Source organism: Gordonia zhenghanii (genome assembly GCF_021738965.1).
Lineage (GTDB): Bacteria > Actinomycetota > Actinomycetes > Mycobacteriales > Mycobacteriaceae > Gordonia > Gordonia zhenghanii.
This window is the reverse complement of record NZ_JAKKOQ010000005.1, coordinates 169,620-192,935: the sequence shown is the minus strand read 5'-3', so window position 1 is coordinate 192,935 and position 23,316 is coordinate 169,620. Positions and strand designations below refer to the sequence as shown.

At 67.2% G+C, this 23,316-nt stretch carries 21 protein-coding genes; 3 read left to right on the top strand and 18 right to left on the bottom strand.

The features are described from left to right. Positions 1–8: 8 nt before the first annotated feature. Both L5G32_RS05635 and aspS read right to left on the bottom strand, forming a co-directional pair. On the bottom strand, positions 9–1,169 hold the full coding sequence (locus tag L5G32_RS05635; RefSeq protein ID WP_237010035.1) for a hypothetical protein: 1,161 nt from the start codon (positions 1,167–1,169) through the stop codon (positions 9–11). Between the two features lie 7 nt (positions 1,170–1,176). Then, complete coding sequence (aspS, locus tag L5G32_RS05630) at positions 1,177–2,988, bottom strand: aspartate--tRNA ligase (RefSeq protein ID WP_237010034.1); 1,812 nt, start codon at positions 2,986–2,988, stop codon at positions 1,177–1,179. A 128-nt stretch (positions 2,989–3,116) separates the two neighbouring features. On the opposite strand from aspS, the gene ypfJ reads away from it, so the two are divergent. Continuing rightward, entirely contained in the window at positions 3,117–3,971 is an 855-nt protein-coding gene (gene ypfJ / locus L5G32_RS05625) for a KPN_02809 family neutral zinc metallopeptidase (protein ID WP_237010033.1), read from the top strand. Between the two features lie 80 nt (positions 3,972–4,051). On the opposite strand, the gene L5G32_RS05620 is transcribed toward ypfJ, so the two are convergent. From L5G32_RS05620 to L5G32_RS05610, 3 genes are all read right to left on the bottom strand, one after another. Further along, positions 4,052–4,978 carry a hypothetical protein gene (locus L5G32_RS05620; RefSeq protein WP_237010032.1) on the bottom strand — a complete coding sequence of 309 codons (927 nt, stop codon included), beginning with the start codon at positions 4,976–4,978 and terminating at the stop codon, positions 4,052–4,054. A 155-nt stretch (positions 4,979–5,133) separates the two neighbouring features. Beyond that, complete coding sequence (gene hisS, locus L5G32_RS05615) at positions 5,134–6,399, bottom strand: histidine--tRNA ligase (protein WP_237010031.1); 1,266 nt, start codon at positions 6,397–6,399, stop codon at positions 5,134–5,136. Then, on the bottom strand, positions 6,396–7,106 hold the full coding sequence (locus L5G32_RS05610) for an MBL fold metallo-hydrolase (protein WP_237010030.1): 711 nt from the start codon (positions 7,104–7,106) through the stop codon (positions 6,396–6,398). The genes hisS and L5G32_RS05610 overlap by 4 nt, the downstream gene beginning before the upstream one ends. Positions 7,107–7,234: 128 nt before the next feature. Here L5G32_RS05610 and L5G32_RS05605 point away from each other — a divergent pair, with 128 nt between their 5' ends. After that, positions 7,235–8,185, top strand: a complete 951-nt coding sequence (locus L5G32_RS05605) for a peptidylprolyl isomerase (protein ID WP_237010029.1) — start codon at positions 7,235–7,237, stop codon at positions 8,183–8,185. Between the two features lie 44 nt (positions 8,186–8,229). Here the strand turns inward: L5G32_RS05605 and L5G32_RS05600 are convergent, their stop codons facing one another. From L5G32_RS05600 to L5G32_RS05545, 12 genes are all read right to left on the bottom strand, one after another. Beyond that, the gene (locus L5G32_RS05600; RefSeq protein WP_237010028.1) at positions 8,230–10,533 is read right to left on the bottom strand and encodes a RelA/SpoT family protein; all 2,304 of its coding nucleotides are present in this window, start codon (positions 10,531–10,533) and stop codon (positions 8,230–8,232) included. A gap of 37 nt (positions 10,534–10,570) precedes the next feature. Continuing rightward, positions 10,571–11,149, bottom strand: a complete 579-nt coding sequence (locus L5G32_RS05595) for an adenine phosphoribosyltransferase (RefSeq protein WP_237010027.1) — start codon at positions 11,147–11,149, stop codon at positions 10,571–10,573. After that, complete coding sequence (locus L5G32_RS05590; protein ID WP_237010026.1) at positions 11,146–12,849, bottom strand: ABC transporter substrate-binding protein; 1,704 nt, start codon at positions 12,847–12,849, stop codon at positions 11,146–11,148. The genes L5G32_RS05595 and L5G32_RS05590 overlap by 4 nt, the downstream gene beginning before the upstream one ends. Then, a complete protein-coding gene (gene secF / locus L5G32_RS05585; protein WP_237010025.1) occupies positions 12,846–13,895 on the bottom strand; it encodes a protein translocase subunit SecF in 1,050 nt (349 codons plus the stop codon). Before secF ends, L5G32_RS05590 begins: the two co-directional genes overlap by 4 nt. Continuing rightward, positions 13,892–15,490, bottom strand: a complete 1,599-nt coding sequence (gene secD, locus L5G32_RS05580; RefSeq protein ID WP_237010024.1) for a protein translocase subunit SecD — start codon at positions 15,488–15,490, stop codon at positions 13,892–13,894. Before secD ends, secF begins: the two co-directional genes overlap by 4 nt. Positions 15,491–15,501: 11 nt before the next feature. After that, the gene (gene yajC, locus L5G32_RS05575; protein WP_237010023.1) at positions 15,502–15,936 is read right to left on the bottom strand and encodes a preprotein translocase subunit YajC; all 435 of its coding nucleotides are present in this window, start codon (positions 15,934–15,936) and stop codon (positions 15,502–15,504) included. A 121-nt stretch (positions 15,937–16,057) separates the two neighbouring features. Continuing rightward, positions 16,058–17,131, bottom strand: coding sequence for a Holliday junction branch migration DNA helicase RuvB (ruvB, locus tag L5G32_RS05570; protein ID WP_237010022.1), 1,074 nt, complete (start codon positions 17,129–17,131; stop codon positions 16,058–16,060). Beyond that, positions 17,128–17,721, bottom strand: a complete 594-nt coding sequence (gene ruvA / locus L5G32_RS05565; RefSeq protein WP_237010021.1) for a Holliday junction branch migration protein RuvA — start codon at positions 17,719–17,721, stop codon at positions 17,128–17,130. Before ruvA ends, ruvB begins: the two co-directional genes overlap by 4 nt. Beyond that, a complete protein-coding gene (gene ruvC, locus L5G32_RS05560) occupies positions 17,718–18,290 on the bottom strand; it encodes a crossover junction endodeoxyribonuclease RuvC (protein WP_237010020.1) in 573 nt (190 codons plus the stop codon). Before ruvC ends, ruvA begins: the two co-directional genes overlap by 4 nt. 63 nt (positions 18,291–18,353) lie before the next feature. Further along, positions 18,354–19,109: a YebC/PmpR family DNA-binding transcriptional regulator gene (locus tag L5G32_RS05555; protein WP_237010019.1), complete on the bottom strand. Its 756-nt coding sequence runs from the start codon at positions 19,107–19,109 to the stop codon at positions 18,354–18,356. Positions 19,110–19,173: 64 nt separating this feature from the next. Then, a complete protein-coding gene (pdxT, locus tag L5G32_RS05550; protein WP_237010018.1) occupies positions 19,174–19,785 on the bottom strand; it encodes a pyridoxal 5'-phosphate synthase glutaminase subunit PdxT in 612 nt (203 codons plus the stop codon). Further along, positions 19,782–20,675, bottom strand: coding sequence for an acyl-CoA thioesterase (locus L5G32_RS05545; RefSeq protein WP_237010246.1), 894 nt, complete (start codon positions 20,673–20,675; stop codon positions 19,782–19,784). Before L5G32_RS05545 ends, pdxT begins: the two co-directional genes overlap by 4 nt. A gap of 146 nt (positions 20,676–20,821) precedes the next feature. Between L5G32_RS05545 and L5G32_RS05540 the strand changes: the two genes are divergently transcribed. Beyond that, a complete protein-coding gene (locus tag L5G32_RS05540; protein ID WP_237010245.1) occupies positions 20,822–22,756 on the top strand; it encodes an acyl-CoA dehydrogenase family protein in 1,935 nt (644 codons plus the stop codon). A gap of 30 nt (positions 22,757–22,786) precedes the next feature. Here L5G32_RS05540 and L5G32_RS05535 read toward each other — a convergent pair whose 3' ends face one another. Beyond that, positions 22,787–23,245, bottom strand: a complete 459-nt coding sequence (locus L5G32_RS05535) for a helix-turn-helix transcriptional regulator (protein ID WP_237010017.1) — start codon at positions 23,243–23,245, stop codon at positions 22,787–22,789. Positions 23,246–23,316: the final 71 nt, after the last annotated feature.

Genomic DNA, 23,316 nt, shown 5'->3' with positions numbered 1-23,316 from the left:
GTGCCCGATCACTCGAACCAGAGTCGTTGCAGTGCGCGTTGCACGTCGTGCGCGACGGCGCTCACCGATTCCGCGACGTCGCCGCCGACCGAGTCGTCGGCGTAGACCGCGAGGTCGGCCCACCGCGCGGTCACCACCCGCGGATCGCTCGTGTGCAACGCCCAGTCGTGACCGGACGTGTCCGATTCGAGCATCCAGTAGGTTCCGAGCCACGTCCACAGCGTCCGCGCCGTCAGGAGCAGCGTTGCGAGGGTCACGTCGTCGTTCAGCGCGGGCCACAACGGTCCGGCCTCCGAGCGCCACGCGTCGACCAGCGCCGACTCCAACTCGACCTGATGTTGCAGCGCCTGGTCGGACAGTGCCGACGGGAACGTCGTCAACGCGTATCCGACGTCAAGCGGGGCATCACGGAAAGCGCCCCACTCGTAGTCCATGAACTGGACGCCGTCCTCGTTGATGAGGATGTTGTCGGGACCGACGTCGCACGGACTGAACGCGCGGAAGCGTCCGTCGTCGAAGAGATCGAGTCCCGCATTGAGGACCCGCCGGAACTCGACAGGGACGTCGACGCCGATCTCGGAGGCGACCTCGTCGGCCCGCCGAACGGACGACGACGCCTGACTGCCGATGCCCGCGAGACTCAGCGGGCCTTCGACGGTCCGAGCTCCGGAGCCGCCTCGCCCGCTCACGCGGAGAAGGGCGCGGAAGTCGTCCTCGCCTCCGTAGGTTGCGGCGTGCATCCGGCCGAGCGCCTGTCCCCACGCGCTGACGCCGCGGCGGACCTCGTCGATGTCCGCAGATGCGAGCAGGTCGAGCATGCCGCGGCCGTTGCCCAGGTCGGTCAGGACCAGGATCCGCGTGTCCAGGTCGGATGCGAGGAGTTGCGGTCCGGGGCGCGACGCCGTCGGCAACGCCGTCGCATACCGGTACGACGCGATCTCGCGTAACACCTGGCCTGCTTCGGAGTTGTCGTCAAACGCCTTGACCACGAGGGTGCGGTCGAGGGAGACGGGGTTGTCGGCGACGCGGACGCGCACCACGGTGCTGCGTCCGGACCCGCCGAGATCTTCCGGGTCGTCGATCCGAACCTGACTCCCCGCCCGACGCGCGAGGACGTCCTGCGCCGCGTCGAGCACGGAGTCGATTCGATCGTGTGCCACAAGGGTCATGACTCACTCAGGCGTTGACCGCCTGTCCCTCCTGGGCCGCCTGGCCCTGTTCCTTCTTCGGTGCGGGCTTCGCGTCGATGCCCGACTCCTTACGCTGTGCAGCCGTGATCGGCGCGGGCGCGTCGGTCAACGGGTCGACGCCGCCACCCGACTTCGGGAAGGCGATCACCTCGCGGATCGACGACTCGCCCGCCAAGAGCGACGTGATGCGGTCCCAGCCGAAGGCGATGCCGCCGTGCGGCGGAGCGCCGTAAGCGAAGGCGTCCAGGAGGAAGCCGAACTTCTCCTGCGCCTCTTCTTCGCCGATGCCCATGATCGCGAAGACCCGTTCCTGTACGTCGCGACGATGGATACGGATCGAACCGCCGCCGATCTCGTTGCCGTTGCAGACGATGTCGTAGGCGTACGCGACTGCGGAGCCCGGATCCTCTTCGAGGCCGTCGAGGCACTCCGGCTTCGGCGAGGTGAACGCGTGGTGCACAGCGGTCCAGGCTCCGGATCCGACGGCGACGTCGCCCGCAGCGGTCGCGTCGTCGGCGGGCTCGAACATCGGTGCATCGACGACCCAGGTGAACGCCCAGTCGCCGTCCTTGATGAGTCCGAGCTTGTTCGCGATCTCGCCGCGGGCCGCGCCGAGGAGGGCACGCATCGGCTTGGTCGGGCCTGCGGCGAAGAAGATGCAGTCGCCCGGCTGCGCACCGACGTGTGCGGCGATGCCTTCGCGTTCGGCGTCGGAGATGTTCTTCGAGACGGGACCGGTCAGGCTGCCGTCTTCCTGGACCAGTACGTAGGCGAGCCCCTTGGCCCCGCGCTGCTTGGCCCATTCCTGCCACGCGTCGAGCTGGCGACGGGGCTGCGAGGCTCCACCCGGCATCACGACGGCGCCGACGTACGGCGCACGGAACACCCGGAACGGGGTCTCGGCGAAGTACTCGGTGCATTCGACGAGTTCGAGGTCGAAGCGCAGGTCGGGCTTGTCGCTTCCGAATCGGCGCATGGCGTCGGCGTAGGTGATGCGCGGGATCGGTGCGGTGATCTCGTGCCCGATCAGCTTCCACAGCGAGACGAGGATCTCCTCGGCGAGCGCGATCACATCGTCCTCGTCGACGAAGCTCATCTCGATGTCGAGCTGGGTGAACTCGGGCTGGCGGTCGGCGCGGAAGTCCTCGTCGCGGTAGCAGCGAGCGATCTGGTAGTAGCGCTCCATGCCCGCCACCATGAGCAGCTGCTTGAACAGCTGCGGGCTCTGCGGAAGCGCGTAGAAGCTGCCGGGCTGCAGGCGTGCGGGCACCAGGAAGTCACGCGCTCCCTCCGGGGTGGAGCGCGTCAGCGTCGGCGTCTCGATCTCGACGAAGTCGTGTCCGCCGAGCACAGTGCGGGCGGCAGCGCTCACCTGCGAACGCAGGCGGATCGCACGCGCCGGCCCCTCACGACGAAGGTCGAGGTAGCGGTGGCGCAGGCGCGCCTCTTCGCCGGGCTGCTCGTCGAGCTGGAACGGCAACGGCGCCGACTCGTTGAGAACCACCAGTTCGCGCGCGTTGAGCTCGATGGCACCGGACGCCAGCGCGGAGTTCTCACTGCCCTCCGGACGCGCTTCGATCTCGCCGGTCACCTGCACGCAGAACTCGGACCGCAGTCGGTGCGCGGCTTCGGCGACCTCGTCGTCACGGAACACCACCTGGACCAGGCCCGAGGAGTCGCGGAGGTCGATGAAGACGACCCCACCGTGGTCGCGGCGTCGTGCCACCCAACCGGCGACGGTGACAGTCTGCGAGGCGTCCTCGCGGCGCAACGATCCAGCGAAATGCGTGCGGAGCACTGGGTTCCTTCCTGATAAGGACAAGATGATCTCGTCACAGTCTACGTTTCGGGTCGGACAATGCGACATCTGGATCCGCTCCCGCGACGATGCTCCATAAGGCGCAGCGCACCGGCTAGCCTGACTCCATGACTTTCCAGGGAAGCGGGCCGCTCGACACCAGCGGAGTCTCGGCTGGCGGCGGTGGCGGCGGTGGTCGGATCGCCATGGGCGGCGGCCTCGGTCTCGTCGTGACCGTCGTCGCGCTGCTGTTCGGCGTCAATCCCGGCGACCTCATGGGCGGTTCGGGCTCGATGGGCTCGCAGCAGTCGGCGACGGACCAGTCCGAGCTGCAGCAGCGCATCGAGTCGTGCACGAGCATCGATCAGGCCAACTCCGACGACGTGTGCCGGCTGATCGCCACCAAGAACAGCCTCAACGACGTCTGGCCGACGCTCATGAACGGTTACACCGATCCCGACATGAAGATCTTCTCGGGCGACATCAGCACCGGCTGCGGCGCGGCGTCGTCGGCGATGGGACCGTTCTACTGCCCGAGCGACGAGACGGCCTATTTCGACCCGAGTTTCTTCCAGGAGCTCAAAAGGATGGGTGGCTCGGACGGCCCGCTCGCCCAGGAGTACGTCGTCGCCCACGAGTTCGGGCATCACATCGAGAACCTGACCGGCGTTCTCGCGAAGGGCCAGCGGATGGGCAACGACGGCTCGGTCCGCATCGAGTTGCAGGCCGACTGCCTGGCGGGCGTCTGGGCTCAGCACGCCGACGACGGCCCCGACGCGATGCTCGCTCCCCTGACCGACGACCAGATCGCCTCGGTCATCCAGACCGCGAAGGCGATCGGCGACGATACGATCCAGGGTTCGGGATCGAACCCCGAGGGCTGGACGCACGGCAGCGCGCGCCAGCGTCAGCGCTGGTTCACCACCGGCTACCAGTCCGGCGACCCGAGCCGCTGCGACACCTTCGCCACCGACGACCTGTAGACGCGAGTTCGCTCACTTCCGCCCCGTCCGCGCACACGCGAAGCGGGGGGGGCCCCCCCCCCGGGGGGGCCCCCACGCCTCTACGGTGAGCGGACACCGAGTCTCTCGTAGTGCGCTGCGAGCTTCGGCACCATCAGTCCCCGGCCGAGATCGGACCAGATCCACCGTGCGACGTCGAGGCCGAGTTCGCGGAGTTCGTCCTCGCGGATCTTCTCGCGGATGACGACGTCCTCCGGCGCTTCGCCCTTGCGCATCTCGCGGCGATACTTCACGAGGCCGTCGAACTCGCCGACGAACACGTCACCGATCCCGAAATCGCAGAATGCGCGACGACCCGAGCCCAACCGGTACTCGACCTGCAGATCTGGAACAGGCAGTCCCGCGTCGATCATCTGCGCCCTGCTCCACGACTCCCCGGGCGAATCGGAGCGGTCGTCGGCAAGCCGATAGGCGCGGCGTGCGAGAGCGACGCCGTGTCGACTCGCCGCGAGCAGTCGCTCGATGTCCTCACGGTCGGCCGCGGTCCCCACGGCGCCGTCGAACACCGTCAGTGCCTGCGGGAAGGTGCCGGCCGCGAGAGCGACATCGACCGCGGTCCGCGGCACGCTGGTCACCAGTACCCCGTCCACCTCGACGACGTCCTCATCGGGAAGTCGGCCCGAATGGATGATCCGTCGGGACCGTCTGGACCCTCCGGCGTCCCGTCCGGTCGTCACGTGGACGTGCTCGTGATCCGGGTAGAGCAAGGCAATCCGGTGGATCGCCGCCGCCGAGTCGTGACTGAGCACGGGCCGTCCCGGCCCCGAGGCCGCCGCGACGCATTGTGCGCGGTAGAAGACGTCCGCAGCGTCGTCGCGCCCGGCGAGGTCTGACGCGAGGATGTATCGGCCACGAGCGACAGCCCGCAACTCACCCGCGTGCAGAGCTCTCGCGATCCGCCGCTCAGTGAGTCCATGCTCGAGAGCGAGTTCGCGATGCACGATTCGGTATCGATCGACCGGCCACATGCGAACAGTGAACGGCAGTCTCGACCGAACCGCACCCCCGTTATCCACAGGCGCGCACTCACGCGGCGTCCGCTCACTTGCGATGCGCTCGCTCCTCTCCGGAGGTGAGCGAACGGCCCCGAAGTGAGCGAACGACGCCGAAGTGCGCGAACGCGTCAGCTGTCGAGGCGGCGGCGGACCTGGGCGAGGACGTCGTCGATGGACACCGCCTCCTGCTCGCCGTTGGCGAGGTTCTTGATCTCGATCACTCGGTCGTCGAGTTCGCGTTCGCCGAGCACGAGAGCGAGGCGCGCGCCGGAGCGGTCGGCAGCCTTCATCGCGCCCTTCAGTCCGCGATCGCCGTACGCGAGGTCCACCGAGACACCCGCGGCGCGAAGGTCTCCGGCGAGGTTGACCATCGCCGACTTCGCTGCGGCGCCGAGCGGCACGCCGAAGACCTGGACGCGGCCTGCGCCTGCGACGGAGACTCCCTCAGCCTCCAACGCGAGGACCGTACGGTCGACGCCGATACCGAATCCGATGCCCGACAGCTCCTGCTTGCCGCCGATCTGCTTCATCAGACCGTCGTAGCGGCCGCCGCCGCCGATGCCCGACTGCGCGCCTAGTCCGTCGTGCACGAACTCGAACGTCGTCTTGGTGTAGTAGTCGAGGCCGCGGACCAGGCGCGGGTTGATCTCGTACTTCACGCCGAGACCGTCCAGGTGGGCTTTCACGTGCTCGAAGTGCTCGCTCGCCGAATCGCTCAGGCAGTCGAGCATCAGCGGCGCGTCGGCCGTGGCCGCGCGCACTTCGGGGCGCTTGTCGTCGAGGACTCGCAAGGGGTTGATGCGGGCGCGTTCCCGAGTCGGCTCATCGAGGTCGAGACCTAACAGGAACTCCTGCAGCGCTTCTCGGTACTGCGGGCGGCACGTGTCGTCGCCCAACGACGTCAGATCGAGGCGGTAGCCGGTCAGGCCGAGCCTGCGGTAACCCTCGTCGGCGATCGCGATGACCTCGGCGTCCAACGCCGGATCGTCCACGCCGATCGCCTCGACGCCGACCTGCTGAAGCTGACGGTATCGACCGGCCTGCGGACGTTCGTAACGGAAGAACGGACCCGAATAGCAGAGTTTCACGGGTAGCTGTCCGCGATCCAGACCATGCTGGATGACGGCACGCATCACGCCAGCGGTGCCTTCCGGACGCAGGGTGACCGTGCGACCGCCGCGGTCGGAGAATGTATACATCTCCTTGCTCACGACATCGGTCGACTCGCCGACCCCGCGAGCGAACAGCGCCGTCTCCTCGAAGATCGGCAGTTCGATGTGGCCGTAGCCTGCGCGGTACGCCGCGTCGGTCAGCGCATTGCGAACGGCGAGGAAGTCCGCCGAAGCGGGCGGAAAATAGTCCGGAATGCCTTTCGGCGCGGAGAACTCGCTCACAGTCCGTAACGTCCCTTCTTCTGTACATCGGGCAGATCGACGAGAAACGGATTCCCGGTGCGTTCGGCGCCGATCGTCGTCTGCGGTCCGTGACCGGGCAGGATCACCTGGTCGTCGTCGCGCGGCAGCAGTTTCGCCGCGATCGAGTCGAGTAGTTGCTGGTGGCTCCCGCCGGGCAGATCCGTGCGTCCGATCGATCCGTTGAACAGTACGTCGCCGGAGAAGCAGACCGAGATCCTCTCCCCCGTCTCCGGGTCGGCCGGCAGCTCCGGGGTCAACAGAACGCTGCCGCGCGAATGGCCTGGCGCATGGTCGACGGCCCAGCGGACGCCTGCGACTTCGACGTCCTCGCCGTCGACGAATTCGACGACCTTCTGCGGTTCGACGAACTCGAGGTCGCCGATCATCGACGACAACGCCGACCCGATGCCCATTCCGGGATCGGTGAGCATCGGCCGGTCATCCGCGTGAATGTATGCGGGAATCGAGTACTCGTCGGCGAGTTCCTGCGCGTTCCACGTGTGATCGAGGTGCCCGTGCGTCAGGAATACGGCCACCGGCGTCAGCGAGTACTCGTCGAGCACCGACCGCACATTCGGTGCGGCGTCTTGACCCGGGTCGATGATGACCGCATCTGAGCCAGGACCCTCCGCGACCAGATAGCAGTTGGTCTGAAACGCTCCGGCCGGAAATCCCGCGATCAGCAACAGACGTCACCCTTCTTCTCGTGTCTCAAGAACCATTGTCTCATCGACTGATCAGACCACTGCGATAGCATGGGGCCGCCCCGCGCGGACTCCCGCCGCGGACATCGCTTACAGGAGGTTCCACCAGCGTGTCGACCAACGAAGAGCGTCGCGACGCCGCCCGCCGCAAGCTCGAAGAACGGCTGGAGCGTGAGAAGCAGGCCGCGAAGAAGCGTCGCCTCTCGATGATCGCTGCGGCAGGCGTCGTCGTGGTCGCGATCGCAGCGGTCGGCGGCTACTTCTGGTGGCGTTCCTGGGACAACGACCGACACACCACGTGCGACTACGCCGATGCACCCGCAGATTTCCCGGGCGAGATCAAGAAGCTTCAGGACATGATGCCGCAGATCCCGCAGGAGCAGAAGGCGGGAGCCGAGGCCTTCCTCACGACTCTTCGCGAGGGCGCGGCCAAGCAGCGGACCTCGCCGAAGCCGGAGTCGCGGACTCGGAACACTGGGACCGCGGAGTTGACTCTCGCCACAAACAAAGGCGACGTGGTCGTCGACCTCGATCGCAGCCACGCCGCGTGCAACGTGAACGCGATCATGTCGTTGGCCGACAACGGCTACTACGACAAGACGTCGTGCTTCCGTCTCGCCCAGAGCCCGACCCTGTCGGGTCTGCAGTGCGGCGACCCGACCCGCACCGGTATCGGCACCCCCGGGTGGCACTCCCCGGATGAGGCTCCGGACCACTTGGAGATGACGCCCCCGGACCCGCAGATGGCGCAGATGGGCATGTCCCAGTCGCAGATCACCTATCCGCGCGGAACAGTCGCGATCATCAACTCCAACAATCCGCAGTCGCAGGATCCGGCCGAGCAAGCGAACACCGGCAGCGCGAACTTCATCGTCTTCACCAAGGACTCGACGCTCTCGACACCGCTCTCGGTAGTCGGCAAGGTTTCGTCCGAGGGGATCAAGGTCATCGACCAGATCGCCAAGGAAGGCACGATCATCGGCCCCAACTCCACCAAGGAGAACGGTGTGCCGAAGGCCGACCTCGAGATCACGAAGGCGTCGGTCAGCGACTCCGAGTGACGGCGCGTCCGCAGGCCAGCCGTCTCGGTCAGTCTGCGGAACCGTCAGCCTGCGGAGGTCACTCGGTAGACGTCGTAGACGCCTTCGACGTTCCGGACCACGTTCAGGACGTGGCCGAGGTGCTTCGGATCGGCCATCTCGAAAGTGAAGCGGCTGATCGCGACCCGATCGCGGCTCGTCGTCAATGACGCCGACAGCAGGTTGACCCGTTCGTCGGCCAACACGCGCGTCACGTCCGACAGCAACCGGTGACGGTCGAGTGCCTCCACTTGAATCGCGACGAGGAACACCGCACTGGTCGTCGGAGCCCAACTGACCGGGACGAGACGCTCGGGCTGAGACCGGAGCTCCTGCGCGTTGGTGCAGTCGGCTCGGTGAACGCTGACACCGCCTCCGCGCGTGACGAATCCGAGGATCTCGTCGCCCGGCACGGGAGTACAGCACTTGGCGAGTTTGACGAGCACGTTGTCGATGCCCTCGACGACGACGCCGCTGTCGCCCACGCTCGGTCGGGTTCTCTGCGCGGTCGACGGGGTCGCGCGGTTCGCGATCTCCTCTTCGGCGCCTTCGACGCCGCCGAGCATAGCGACCAGTCGGTGCACCATGCGACCGGCGGGCACATGGCCCTCGCCGACAGCTGTGTAGAGCGCGTCGACGTCGTTGAATCCGAACTCCTTGGCGACCGCCATCACGGAGTCGCCGGACAGAAGACGATGCAGCGGGAGCCCGCCGCGTCGTACTTCCTTGGCGATCGCCTCCTTGCCTGCTTCCAGTGCCTCTTCGCGACGTTCCTTGGCGAACCACTGCCGGATCTTCGCTTTGGCGCGCGGCGAGACGACGAAGTTCTGCCAGTCCTTGCTCGGCCCCGCGTTCTCGGCTTTAGAGGTGAAGACCTCGATGACTTCGCCGTTCTCCAGCGGACGCTCGAGTGCGACGAGGCGCCCGTTGACGCGGGCCCCGATGCAACGGTGTCCGACCTCGGTGTGCACGGCGTAGGCGAAGTCGACCGGTGTCGACCCCGCGGGAAGAGTCACCACGTCGCCCTTCGGCGTGAAGACGAAGATCTCTCTGACTGCCAGGTCGTAGCGCAGCGACTCGAGGAACTCCCCCGGATCCGCGGCTTCCCGCTGCCAGTCGAGAAGTTGCCGCATCCACGCCATGTCGTCGACTTCGGCGACGTCGGTCGCCTTGCGCCCCTTGCCTTTCCGCCCCTCCTTGTAGCGCCAGTGCGCGGCGATGCCGAACTCGGCGGTGCGGTGCATCTCGTGAGTACGGATCTGGATCTCGAGCGGCTTGCCCTCCGGCCCGATCACCGTGGTGTGCAACGACTGGTACACCCCGAAACTCGGCTGCGCTATGTAGTCCTTGAACCGACCGGCCATCGGTTGCCACAACGAGTGGACGACGCCGATCGCGGCATAGCAGTCCCGGACCTCGTCGCAGAGGATGCGCATGCCGACGAGGTCGTGGATGTCGTCGAAGTCCTTGCCCCGGACGATCATCTTCTGATAGATCGACCAGTAGTGTTTGGGTCGTCCTTCGACGTTCGCGTCGATATGAGCCCCGCCGAGAGCATTGTCGAGGTCGGTCTGCACCCGCGCCAGGTACGTGTCCCGACTCGGCGCGCGATCGGCGACGAGACGCACGATCTCCTCGTACTTCTTGGGATGCAGGATCGCGAAAGAGAGGTCTTCCAATTCCCACTTGACCGTCGCCATACCGAGGCGATGTGCCAGCGGCGCAATCACTTCCAAAGTCTCGTGCGCTTTGCGCGCCTGCTTCTCGGGCGGCAGGAAACGCATGGTCCGCATATTGTGCAGGCGGTCGGCGACCTTGATCACGAGCACGCGGGGATCGCGCGCCATCGCGATGATCATCTTGCGGATGGTCTCGCCTTCAGCGGCGCTTCCGAGCGCGACCTTGTCCAATTTCGTCACGCCGTCGACGAGGTGCGCGACTTCTGGACCGAAGTCCTTCTCCAGCTGTGGCAGTGAGTAACCGGTGTCCTCCACAGTGTCGTGGAGCAGTGCGGCGACCAGCGTGGTCGTGTCCATGCCGAGGTCGGCGAGAATCGTCGCCACCGCGAGCGGATGCGTGATGTACGGGTCCCCGGACTTCCGCATCTGGCCGGTGTGGTGCTCCGCGGCGACGTCGTAGGCCTGCTGCAGGACGGCGACTTCTGCCTTCGGATACACCGACCGGTGCAGCGTGACCAGCGGTTCAAGCACTTGCGCCACGCCGCCGCGCGGCGCCGCCGTCATCCGGCGCGCGAGTCGTGCCCGCACGCGCCGGGAACTCAGCGGTGCAGCTGTGTCGTCAGCGCGGCGCGCGGCATCGGGTTCGCTCATGGTGCGAGTCTAGGTCACTCGTCGACGGTGATTCATATCACCCTTGACAGAGGTTGTGCACGCGCAGGTCGCCGCCGCCCGCGGCCTCGATGCGAGCGCGCCCCGGGAAACCGCTCAGTTCCATCACGACCGCGACGTCGGACACCAGAGCACCCATCTGACGAAGCAGATCGAGTGTGGCGCAGAGAGTTCCACCGGTCGCGAGGACGTCGTCGACGACCGCCACGCGTCGCCCGGCGAAATCGATACCGGATGCGGGCACCTCCAGTCGGGCCGAACCGTACTCGAGGTCGTAGTCGACGCCGATGACCGGTGGAGGCAGCTTGCCGCCCTTGCGCACGGCGACGACCCCGATGCCGAGGTGGTGGGCGATCGCGCCGCCGAGCAGGAACCCGCGGGCATCGATGCCTGCGATCAGATCGGCTCCTGCGCACGCGTCGGCCAGTGCCGTCGTTACCGTCCGGAGCCCGTCCGGCGCGGCGAGGACCGGCGTCAGGTCTTTGAACTCCACACCGGGTTCGGGAAAGTCGGGCACGAGACGGGCATGTGCGTCGATCGCCGCCCGAGCCGACTCCAGTCGGTCGCGCACCTCGGCGGTTGCGGTTCCTGCACTCATCCGGTGACTCCCCATCGATCCATGTTCCATCCGGTTCCCGAACGCCCCATGCCGGGCACCACGCGTTGCACCGCGTCAGACGCCTCCCGCCCGCGGACTGCGCCGTAGAGCGGGATCGTCGGCAACTGATCCCACGCCTGGGTGTCGATCGTTCGCAACAGCGGCAGGCGGGCGCTGTCGCTGGCGGTCTCGGACAAGCCGGTGATGGCCTTGCCGACCGCGCCGTTGCGGTACCCGGACAGATTGAGCGGGTCGCCGGGGTACAGCGCGTAGACGGCCGGGATACCGCTTGCCGTGCCCGAGGCCGCGAACGTGTCGCCGGAGGACAGGAGCGCGTCGGCGCCCTTGCCGAGGTCCGTCACAGAGAAGTCCGGTGACGACACGTCTTTCACCGTGAGGCCTGCGGGCGCGCAGGCATCCGAGATCGACTTCACGACGGCGGCCGACGTCTTGCTGCCCGCCGGGTAGCCGATGCGGACGACGGGCTTTCCGCTGCCGCCGTCGCCGGAGTTCCGCTCCTCGAGGAGCGTGCGGGCGCGGGCGACGTTCGACCGCGGGTAGCGGCGACCGAACTGCACGTTCAACGACGGTCCGAGCGAGTCGGCGGGTCCTGCGCTGCGCAGACTCCACACGATCCCGTTCGATCCGTGGTCACGAGCGAGTCGGCTGCGCGGCATGCAGGTGGCCAGCGCCTGCCGGACCTTGACGTCGGAACCGGTGCCGGTCCGCGCGAAGACCAGGTTCGTCACGGCGAGCGGCCGTACGTCGCGTGCCGCGCTTCGGTCCGTGTCGGTGGGCGCGGCTTCGTTCCCGGCCACCTTGTCGGCTTCGGCGACGTCGGCGGTGTCCGCGACGTCGACGACGCCGTCCTCAACCGCCTTGGCTCCGTCGGTGCCGAGTGGCCACACCGTCACGTCGCCCAGGACGGGCTTCTGGCCCCACCACTTCTCGTTGGCGACGAGCCGCAGACCGCGGTCCGTGGTGTAGCTCTCGACTCGGTACGGCCCGGAGGCCACGAACTTCTCGGGGTCGATCTCGTCGCCGGGTTTCAACGCGAAGCCGGTGTTCCACGCGTCGGCGATCTTCGCGATCGCGCGACGGTTCTTGCCGTTCAGCGTCCCGACGACGTCCGGCACGCCCGCGAGACGACCCACGACGTGCGCGGGCAGCAGGGTGCCCGCGCCGAACAGAGCCCGCCATTCGCGGTACGAGCTGTCCTTGTCGAACGTCACCGTCGCGGTCTTGGCTCCGGGTCTGCAGTCCACCTTGTCGATGTCGCGATACCCGGCCCGGGTCGCGGCGTCGAAGCCGCGCGTCATCCCGCCGAGCGCGGAGGCGGCGAGCACGAGGTCGTCGCACACCATCGGTCGGCCGTCGGAGTACACCGCGTCCCGGTTGAAGTCGTAGCGCACGGTCATCGGCGACGTCTCGGTGAGCGTCGCCGTGCCGATGTCGCGGTCGGCGACGATCTGCCCGTCCGGCCCGATGAACGAGAATCCGGGCAGCACGCGCGTCAACGCCATCAGGCCGCCTTCGGCGTATCCGTCCGGAGTGTTCACGTTGTAGTCGGAGACGCGCGCATCGATCAGGTAGTCGATGCTCGACCCCTTCTCGTCGTCACCGCACGCCACCAGCATCGTGCCCGCGGCCGCGAGGGCCGCCGCGAGTGCTGCGACCCTTCGCAGCCGCGACCCGCTCATGCGCTCGCCACCTTCTCTCGGCGCGCGAGCACCTTCGCCGTGTGACGTTTGACGTCCTTGCGACGTTCCTTGAGCGACACCAGCATCGGCGATGCGAGGAACACCGACGAATAGGTGCCGACGACGACGCCCACCAACTGGATCAACGCGAGGTCCTTGAGGGTGCCGACCCCGAGCATCCACACCGCGATCACCATGAGAGCGATGATCGGCAGCACCGAGATGACAGTCGTGTTGATGGACCGCATCAACGTCTGGTTGACGGCGAGGTTCGTCTGTTCACCGTAGGTGCGACGGGAGGTCGCGAACACCGATCTGGTGTTCTCCTCCACCTTGTCGAAGACCACGACCGTGTCGTAGACGGAGAAGCCGAGCACGGTCAGCAGACCGATCACCATCGCCGGAGTCACCTCCCAACCGACCAGGGAGTACGCACCTGCAGTGACGACGACGTCGAACAGGAGTGAGACGAGCGCCGCAGCGGACATCTCTCGGTCGAAGCGGACCGCGATGTAGATGAACACCACGACGAGGAACACCAGGAGCGCGATCACCATTTTGCGGGTGATCTCCGCGCCCCACGTGGAACTCACGTCAGAACTGCTGACGTCGGCGAGCGTCAGCTCGGGTTTGAACGTGTCAGCCAGCGCATGCGCCAGTTTGCCCGCATCCTCCGCCGACATGGTCTCGGTGCGCAGCTGAATGGTCGCGGAACTGCCCGCGCCTGCCGTCTGCACCGATTCCGGTTCCTGACCGAGCGTGTCGGCGAACACCTTGCTCACCGAGTCGGTGGTGATCGACGACGAGACCGCAGGCAACGACACCTGGGTGCCGCCCTCGAAGTCGATGCCGGGCGTGAAACCGCGGAAGACCATCGACAGGATGCAGATCAGCATGATCACGGCCGAGACCGTGTACCACGTCTTGCGCCTGCCGACGATGTCGAAGGCGCCTGTGCCCGTGTAGAGGCGGGACAGGAACGAGCGGTTCTCGGCGGCGACGTAGTCCTCGTCGGCCCAGACTGTAGTTGGCTTCTCGTCGCTCACAGCGTGTCCTCTCCCGCGCCCGACCGCGTACCCGCGGAAGTGCGGCGTCTACGCGCGACTTCCGAGACAGCGCCCAGACCGTTGATGCTCGGTTTCGACAGGAAGGCTGTCCGGCTCGCCAGCACGACCATCGGATGCGTCACCAGGAACACGATCACGACGTCGATGATGGTGGTCAGGCCCAACGTGAACGCGAAGCCCTTGACCTGGCCGACCGCGAGGAAGTAGATGATCGCGGCGGCGATGAAGCTGACAGCGTTACCGGTCCAGACCGTGCGGCGGGCACTCTGCCAACCGCGGTTGACGGCGGACCGGAACGATCTGCCTTCACGCATCTCGTCCTTTATTCGCTCGAAGTAGACGACGAACGAGTCGGCGGTCATACCGATGCCGATGATCAGACCCGCGATGCCCGAGAGGTCGAGCGTGAACCCGATCCACCGGCCGAGCAGGACGATCAACCCGTAGACCATCGCCGAGGCGAGGATCAGCGACAGGAACGTCAAGAATCCGAGCATCCGGTAGTACAGCAGCGCGTACAGCAGCACGGCGAGCAGCCCCACGGCGCCTGCGATCAGTCCGGCCTTCAACGAGGAGAGGCCGAGCGTCGCCGACACGGTCTGCGCGTCGGACGTCTCGAACGACAACGGCAGCGAACCGTACTGGAGCGCGTTCGCGAGTTCTTGAGCTTCGCCCTGCGTGAAGTCGCCGGAGATCTCGGTGGTGCCGATGATCGCCGAGTTGATGGTCGCGGCGCTCACGACCTGGGTGTCCAGCACCGTCGCCGTCGTCTTGCCGACGTTCTTTCCGGTGTAGTCGGCCCACGTCTTCTTGCCGTCGCCCTTGTAGTCGACGGCCACGACCCATTGGCCGCTCTCGTTCTGCTGTGCCTTCGCCTGATCGACGTCGGTGCCCCTGATGATCATCGGCTCGAGCAGGTACACCTGCCCGTCCTTGTCACCGCAGGCGACGAGATACTGGTCGGGCCGGTCGTAGCCGACGAGCGGATCGACGGCGTCCGGCGAACAGTTCACCTTCGCCATCTCGGCCTGCAGTCGCTGCATCTGGGCTTCGTCGGCTCCCGCGGGAGCCTGTCGCGCCTTGCGCGCAGCGTCGATGGCTGCCGTCTGCTCCTCCGGCGTCATCTGGGACACCTTCTTGGCGTTCGGGTCGGCCTTCTGCGGCGTCGCGGGCGTCTGTGTCACGACCGGGCGGATGTACAGACGCGCAGTCTGACCGAGAGAACGGGCCTGTTTGCCATCGTCACCAGGCACGGTGATGACCAGGGTGCTGCCGTTGACGACGACCTCGGACCCACCGACGCCGAGCCCGTTGACGCGCTGCTCGATGATCTGGCGGGCCAGGTCGAGCTGACTCTTCTCCGGGGCCTTGCCGTTCTCGGTACGCGCGGTCAGGACGACTCGGGTACCGCCCTGCAGGTCGATGCCGAGCTTCGGCTCCGCCTTATGGTCTCCGGTTCCGAAGACGATCGCGAAGATCGCGACGAGCACGGCGAGAAAGCCCAGGATCGGAACCCAGGGGGAAGTCTCTCGCTGTGCGGTGCGTCGCGCGGTGAGTGGGTTGTTACTGCTCACGTTGCGGCGGCCTACTTCTCTTCGGGCTTATCGTCACCGGACTCGTCACCGGACGACTTGTCGAGGTTCGGCTTTCCGGAGGTCGAGCCGCCGGCCGCCGACTCACCCGAGTCGAGGCCTTCGAGGCTGTCCGGCACGTGGAAGTCGTCGGCGGAGCTCTCGTCGAGGGCGGCCTCGGTCGACGGATCGGCGACCGTCTCCCGGATCGCGAGACGGTTCCATTCGGTCACGACGCCCGGTGCGATCTCGATCTGCACGACGTCGCCGTCGGAGGAGTCCACCACGGTGCCGAACAGGCCGGACTGGAGTTGGACGCGGGTGCCGGGTCCGACGGAGGACTGCATGTCTGCGGCCGCCGCTGCGCGCTTCTTCTGGTTGCGGACGCTCACGAACATGAACACGGCCATCGCAGCCAGCATCAGCGGGATGATCAATGAGGATGACATGCGCTCCAGTGTGCCAGGCCCGGCGCTCGCACTGTGCAGCGCACACGCCGAGTGAGGCGAGGACCGCACCACCGACTCCGCGGTGACATGTCGCTGAGCAGGCCGAGGGCCTGCACCGTACTCAGTCGAACAGTGTCTCCTCGCGTGCACGCACGCCGTGAACCTGGTCGATGGCATCCGGCGGAGCCTGCAGACCCAGGTGATTCCAGGCCGCTCCGGTCGCCACGCGGCCACGCGGTGTCCGAGCGATCATCCCCGCACGGACCAGAAACGGCTCGCACACCTCTTCGACGGTGGCCGGTTCCTCGCCGACCGCGACGGCGAGGGTCGACACGCCGACCGGTCCCCCGCCGAAACCTCGGACGAGTGCGCCGAGTACCGCGCGGTCGAGACGGTCCAGTCCGAGTTCGTCCACGTCGTAGACGGCCAATGCCGCACGAGCAGCCTCGACGTCGACCCGGCCATCGCCCCGGACCTCCGCGTAGTCACGGACCCGACGCAGCAGGCGGTTCGCGATACGCGGGGTTCCGCGCGAACGTCCCGCGACCTCGGCCGCGGCCTCCGCATCCATGTCGATGCCGAGGATCGTCGCCGACCGCACGAGCACCCGCACCAATTCGGCAGGCTCGTAGAACTCCATGTGGGCGGTGAAACCGAACCGGTCGCGCAGCGGACCGGTGAGCGCGCCCGACCTGGTCGTGGCGCCGACCAGGGTGAACGGTGCGACTTCGAGTGGGATGGACGTCGCGCCCGGCCCCTTGCCGACGATCACATCGACGCGGAAGTCCTCCATCGCCAGGTACAGCATCTCCTCGGCGGGCCGCGCGATCCGATGGATCTCGTCGATGAACAGCACGTCGCCCTCGACGAGGTTCGAGAGCATCGCAGCCAGATCGCCTGCCCGCTCCAAAGCCGGCCCTGAGGTGATTCGGATGGCCGCCCCCATCTCGCTCGCGATGATCATGGCGAGCGAGGTCTTGCCCAGTCCGGGCGGACCCGACAGCAGAATGTGGTCGGGCGTGCTCCCGCGGGCCCGGGCCGCGTGCAGCACCAGTTCGAGCTGTTCGCGGACTTTCGGCTGGCCGATGAAGTCGCCGAGGGTGCTCGGCCGCAGGCTCGCGTCGAGGTCGCGGTCGGCCGGCACGGCGTCCGGCGACAAGAAATCGTCTGACGTTCCGCCGAAGGCATCGGTCATCGTCGAGGTCCGAGTCCGGCGAGTGCAGTGCGCAACAAGGTCGACGAGTCTGCGTCGGGCTGGTGCGCCAACACCGCCGCCACCGCTTGCTGCGCCGCGTTCTCGGTGAACCCGAGCCCGATCAGAGCCTCGGTCACCTGTCCGCCGACGCCGACCGCGGGTGCACCGGACACCGTCGAGCCGACCGGGCCTGCGTCGACCTTGTCGCGCAGCTCCACCACGAGGCGCTCGGCGACGCGTTTTCCGATGCCCGGCACGGCGGTCAACGCCTTGGCGTCCGATTCCGCGAGCGCACGACGCAGACTGTCCGGTTCCAGGACGGCGAGCGTCGCCATCGCCAGACGTGGTCCGACGCCGGTGACCGTCTGCAACAGCCCGAACAGTGCGCGAGCGTCCGGGTCGGTGAAGCCGTAGAGCGTCATCGAGTCCTCGCGCACGATCATCGAGGTGAGCAGTCTGGTGTGTTCGCCGCGAACCAGGCGACCCAGCGTCGGCGGGGTCGCGAGCACGCGATATCCGACACCGGCGCATTCGACGACGGCGTGGTCGAGTGCGATGTCGACGACTTCTCCGGACACGGACGCGATCATCGTGCCGCAGCCTCCTCCTGTGCCGCCTTGACGCGTGCACGATGACGGTCCTGCGCGGCCTTCGCCTGCGCAGCTGCCGCTTCCATCCGCTCGTTGACCGGACCGCGCCAGCAATGGCAGACGGCGAGCGCCAACGCGTCCGCGGCATCCGCAGGCTTCGGCGGCTTCTGCATGCCGAGGATACGGGTGATCATCAGGGTGACCTGCGCCTTATCGGCCCGGCCAGAGCCGGTCACCGCAGCCTTCACCTCGGACGGGGTATGAAAACGCACGGGGATGCCACGTTGGGCTGCGGCGAGGGCGACGACGCCTGCCGCCTGCGCAGTGCCCATCGCCGTACTCACCTGCCGTTGCGCGAACACGCGCTCGACAGCCACCACGTCGGGATGGTGGGTGTCGAGCCAGTGTTCGACAGCACGGTGGATCGCCAGGAGTCGCTCGGCGAGATCCATATCGGACGGGGTGCGGACCACGTCGACGTCGAGCGCCGTGACCTTACGTCCGCTCCCCGACTCCACCAACGCGACGCCGCACCGGGTGAGGCCGGGATCGACCCCCATCACTCGCACCGAGTACCGACCTCCCAGCAACCGCGCCGCGCCTGCCGCAGCGAACGTTTGTTCGATATCGTATCAGTCGTCTTCGAGCTCGGCGAGCACCTCGTCGGTCAGGTCGACGTTGCTGTAGACGTTCTGCACGTCGTCGGAGTCTTCGAGTGCGTCGATCAGCTTGAACACCTTGCGTGCGCCGTCGGCGTCCACGGCGACCTCGACCGAGGCACGGAAGTCGGGCTCCGCCGAGTCGTAGTCCATCCCGGCCTCTTGCAACGCGGTGCGCACGGCGATGAGGTCGCCCGGCTCGCTCACGATCTCGAAGGTCTCGCCGAGGTCGGAGACGTCCTCGGCTCCCGCGTCGAGCACGGCCATGAGGACGTCCTCCTCGCTCTGCCCGGCCTTCTCCATCGTGACGACGCCCTTGCGAGTGAACAGGTACGACACCGAACCCGGATCGGCCATGTTGCCGCCGTTGCGGGTCATCGCGGTGCGGACCTCGCCTGCTGCGCGGTTGCGATTGTCGGTGACGCACTCGATGAGGACGGCCACACCGTTGGGCCCGTAGCCCTCGTACATGATCGTCTGCCAGTCGGCGCCGCCGCCTTCTTCGCCGCCGCCGCGTTTGCGGGCGCGTTCGATGTTGTCGTTGGGCACCGACGACTTCTTGGCCTTCTGGATCGCGTCGAAGAGCGTCGGGTTGCCTGCCGGATCACCACCACCCGTGCGGGCGGCCACCTCGATGTTCTTGATCAGCTTGGCGAACATCTTGCCGCGCTTGGCGTCGATGACCGCCTTCTTATGCTTGGTGGTGGCCCATTTGGAGTGGCCGCTCATGGTGGTGATCCCTTCGGTTTACGCCCGCTCGCCGTGACCGGCCGAGCGGAGTGACTGTCAGATTCTACGCTGCGCGCACCAGGTCGACGAAGTACCCGTGCACCCGGTGATCGCCGGTGACCTCGGGGTGAAACGACGTGGCCAGCACGTTCGCCTGCCGCACGGCGACGACTCGCCCGGCGGCCGGTCCGGTCGGCACCGTGGCGAGGACCTCGACCCCGTCGCCGACGGACTCGACCCACGGGGCCCGGATGAACACCGCGCGCATCGGATCGGCTCCGGGCGCGTCGGTGATTCCTGCGAACTCCAAATCGGTCTCGAACGACGCCACCTGCCTGCCGAACGCGTTGCGGCGGACCGTGACGTCGAGCGCGTCGAGGTGCCGGGCGTCGGGCCGGGTGTCGAGGATGTTCGAGGCCAGCATGATCATGCCGGCGCACGACCCGTAGGCGGGCAGCCCCTCTCGGAGACGAGACACGAGCGGATCGTAGAGGTCGAACACGCCGAGCAGTCTGCTCATGGCCGTCGACTCACCGCCCGGAATCACCAGTCCGTCGACCCTGTCGAGTTCGCTCACCCGGCGGACGGCCAGGACGTCGGCACCGGCCGCTCGCAGGCCTTCGGTGTGTTCCCGGACGTCGCCCTGCAGGGCGAGCACCCCGATCAGTGGACTCACTTGTCCCCGGCCTTGTTCTTCGCAGTCTCGTCGTTACCGGCCGATCGGTCCACGATGACGCTCGCCTTCGTCTCGGGCACTCCGGTCCGAGCGAGTCCCTCCTGCGTCACGGCGGCCACCATGCGACCGCCGCGGTCGTAGATCCGGCCCTGAGTCAGAGCGCGGGCGCCGCTCGCCGACGGCGAGGTCTGGTCGTACAGCAACCAGTCGTCGGCGCGGAACGGCCGCAGGAACCACATCGCGTGGTCGAGCGACGCGCTCTGCAGCATCGCGTCGGGGTGGGCGACCTTCGCCGAGCCCAGCAGCGTCATGTCGCTCATGTACGCGAGGGTGCAGACGTGCAGCAGTTGATCGTCGGGCAACGGTTTGCGATAGCGGAACCACACGCGCTGCTGCGACGCGAACCAGCCGTGGGTGACGAGCTGATCCCCGGGAACCACGCGGACGTCGAAGTTGTCCCACTCCGCGAGCAACGCCTTGTTCGGACCTTCGATGTCTCGGCCGTCGACCAGCGACTCCGGTTCCGGAGCCTCGGGCATCGTGTCCTGGTGTTCGATCCCCTCGTCGCCCGCAATGTGGAAGGACGCCGACATCGAGAAGATCGTCTCGCCGTTCTGCACTCCGTTCACGCGGCGCGTCACGAACGACCTCCCGTCCCGGATGCGGTCGACGATGAACACCGTCGGCTGATCGGGTTTGCCGGGACGCAGGAAGTAGCCGTGGAGGGAATGCACGCGGAACTCGGGAGCGACGGTGCGGGTAGCGGCGACCAACGCCTGTCCGGCGACCTGCCCGCCGAATGTTCGGCGCAGCGAGCTCACGAACACGCTGCTGCGGAAGATGTCGTCGTCGATGCGTTCGACTGCCAGGATGTCCTCGATGTCTGCCACAACTCGCATTATCCCTCAGTAGCTCCGCGCGAACATCGTCCGCCCTGCTGCAGGGAGTCGTACGCGTCGGTAGTGTCGCTTCCATGGCTGAACGTGAGCAGGTCTCCGCCCCCACAACCGACACTCCCGAAGACCCGATCCCCGAGATGTCCGCCGCTGAGGTCACCGCCCAGCTGCGTACCGTCCTTGACGGACGCTGGGCGGCGACGCGAGACGTCGTTCGCGACCAGATCCAGGCCGCAGGCCTGGTCCCGAAGTCGGGCGTGTCGATTCCCGACTACCGCGCGAACATGCTCGACGCGATGCACGCGATGATTCCTCTCGGGTTCCCCGCCGACGGTTTCGCCACCACGCACGGCGGGACCGGCGACGTCGGCGCCGCCGTCACCGCCATCGAGGAGCTCGGCTACGGCGACCTGTCGTTGATGGTCAAAGCAGGTGTCCAGTGGGGTCTGTTCGGCGGCGCCGTCGAGAATCTGGGGACCGAGCGCCACCACGAGAAGTATGTGCGCGGGCTCATCGACTTGGACGTACTCGGCTGCTTCGCGATGACCGAGACCGGCCACGGCTCCAACGTCCAGGCCTTGGAGACCACCGCGACCTACCTGCCCGAGTCGGGCGAGTTCGAGATCAATTCCCCGACGCCGAGTTCACGCAAAGACTTCATCGGCGGCGCCGCCCAGCACGCGCGCTACGCCTCGGTGTTCGCGCAGCTCATCACCGCGGGCCCCGGTGAGGAGCCGACGGGTCACGGCGTGCACTGCTTCGTCGTCCCGATCCGCGACGCCGACGGCAACGACCTTCCGGGCGTCACCACCTCAGACTGCGGACTCAAAGGCGGTCTGCCCGGCGTCGACAACGGCCGGATCGTGTTCGACCACGTCCGTATCCCGAGAGAAGACCTGCTCAACCGTTACGGCGACGTCGCGGCCGACGGCACGTACTCGAGTCCGATCGAATCGCTGAACCGACGGTTCTTCACCATGCTCGGCACGTTGATCCGCGGGCGCGTGACCGTCGGCGCCGCAGCAGGCGCCGCGGGCCGACTCGGGCTGGCTCTCGCAGTGAAGTATGCCCTGGTTCGCAGGCAGTTCGCGGCCCCGGACAGCGAGGAAGAGCTCGTCCTCCTCGACTACCGCACCCACCAGCGTCGACTCCTTCCGCTCGTCGCACGTGCATACGCGTTCGCGGTCGCGCAGAACGAGGTGGTCGCCGAGCTCCACGAACTGCAGTCCGGCGACCCGGCCGACGCCGACCCCGACGAGGTCCGCAAACTCGAGGTCAAGGCCGCGGCGATCAAGGCCGGACACACCGAGCTCGCCTCTCGAGCGATCTCCGAGGCGCGGGAGGCCTGTGGCGGCGCCGGTTACCTCGACGAGAACCGACTTCCCCTGCTGCGCGGCGACATCGACGTGTTCACGACGTTCGAGGGCGACAACCTCATCCTGCGGCAGCTCGTCGCGAAGCAGCTTCTCACCGCGTACGCGGGCGACATCAGCGATCTGGACGCGGTCGGCTGGATCCGATTCGTCGCGTCGACCGTCAAGGACATCGCCTTGGAGAAGACCGCGGCCCGGCAAGTGGTGCAGACGCTGCTCGACGACTCCGACGAGGACCCGGAGAACAGCGACCTCACCCACCCGGGAACGCAGCTCCGACTTCTCCGCAACCGCGAAGACCATCTGCTGCGTACCGCGGCGAACCGGATGCGCCGCGCGCAGGACGACGACGCCGACGCTCAAGAGGTGTTCACTGCGACTCAGGACCACCTGATCAAGGTCGGCGACGCTCACATCGAGCGTGTCGTGTTGGAGAGCCTCGTCGACGTGATCGGCACGGTGACCGACAAGCAGACGCGGACCCTGCTCAAGCGGGTCCGCGATCTGTTCGTCTATTCACTCGTCGAAGACGACCTCGGCTGGTACTTGATGCATCGTCACGTCTCGGTGGAGCGGGCCAAGGCCGTCCGGCGCGGGGTCAACGATCTGTGCGGGACTCTGCGTCCGCATGCTGAGCAGCTCGTCGATGCCTTCGGCGTTCCGGACGTTGCCCTCGACGTCCCCATGATTCGGCACGGCTGACTCCACGCCTGGCCGGTCGCCGCAGGACGGTCACAGCTCTTCGATGTCGATGATGTCGTCCTGAATCGCGCGGGCGACGAGCGCGGCCTTGGTGGAGGCCGGGCGACCGATGTCCGAGTACTTGGCGCGGATCCGCGTCAGGTGGGTGTTGACGGTGCCGAGCGAGATGTGGAGTTCCTCGCCGCACGCGGGCTTCGAGTCGACCATCAGCCAGGTGCGCAGGACCTCGACCTCGCGGTCGGTCAGCGTCGGCCGCGGCAGTTCGGGAGCGATGCTTCCGATCGGATCGCTCTCGGCGGCGACCGGAGCCAAACGTCCACGGCGGCGGAGCGGAGCCTCGACGTAGACGGGGCGGCCGGGCAGTGGCATCACGCGTGAGCTCAGGCGGGCGAGCGCCTCGCGGCGGCGGGCCTCTGCAGTTGGCTGGCGGACTGCTGTGCGGGTGGCGGTCTGGTATCCGGGGGCGGTGTGGATCGCGGCGACGGTCATCTTTCTTCCCTTCCTCGGTGCCCGGGACCGGTCGATCACCGGGCTGATGAGAAGAACGTTATGGTGGTCGC

Bases quoted from the DNA above. Each gene is read 5' to 3' on its own strand.
- L5G32_RS05635 (WP_237010035.1), bottom strand. From the start codon at position 1,169: ATGACCCTTGTGGCACACGATCGAATCGACTCCGTGCTCGACGCGGCG.
- ypfJ (WP_237010033.1), top strand. From the start codon at position 3,117: ATGACTTTCCAGGGAAGCGGGCCGCTCGACACCAGCGGAGTCTCGGCT.
- L5G32_RS05620 (WP_237010032.1), bottom strand. From the start codon at position 4,978: ATGTGGCCGGTCGATCGATACCGAATCGTGCATCGCGAACTCGCTCTC.
- L5G32_RS05600 (WP_237010028.1), bottom strand. From the start codon at position 10,533: ATGAGCGAACCCGATGCCGCGCGCCGCGCTGACGACACAGCTGCACCG.
- L5G32_RS05595 (WP_237010027.1), bottom strand. From the start codon at position 11,149: ATGAGTGCAGGAACCGCAACCGCCGAGGTGCGCGACCGACTGGAGTCG.
- L5G32_RS05590 (WP_237010026.1), bottom strand. From the start codon at position 12,849: ATGAGCGGGTCGCGGCTGCGAAGGGTCGCAGCACTCGCGGCGGCCCTC.
- yajC (WP_237010023.1), bottom strand. From the start codon at position 15,936: ATGTCATCCTCATTGATCATCCCGCTGATGCTGGCTGCGATGGCCGTG.
- ruvB (WP_237010022.1), bottom strand. From the start codon at position 17,131: ATGACCGATGCCTTCGGCGGAACGTCAGACGATTTCTTGTCGCCGGAC.
- ruvA (WP_237010021.1), bottom strand. From the start codon at position 17,721: ATGATCGCGTCCGTGTCCGGAGAAGTCGTCGACATCGCACTCGACCAC.
- L5G32_RS05555 (WP_237010019.1), bottom strand. From the start codon at position 19,109: ATGAGCGGCCACTCCAAATGGGCCACCACCAAGCATAAGAAGGCGGTC.
- L5G32_RS05540 (WP_237010245.1), top strand. From the start codon at position 20,822: ATGTCCGCCGCTGAGGTCACCGCCCAGCTGCGTACCGTCCTTGACGGA.
- L5G32_RS05535 (WP_237010017.1), bottom strand. From the start codon at position 23,245: ATGACCGTCGCCGCGATCCACACCGCCCCCGGATACCAGACCGCCACC.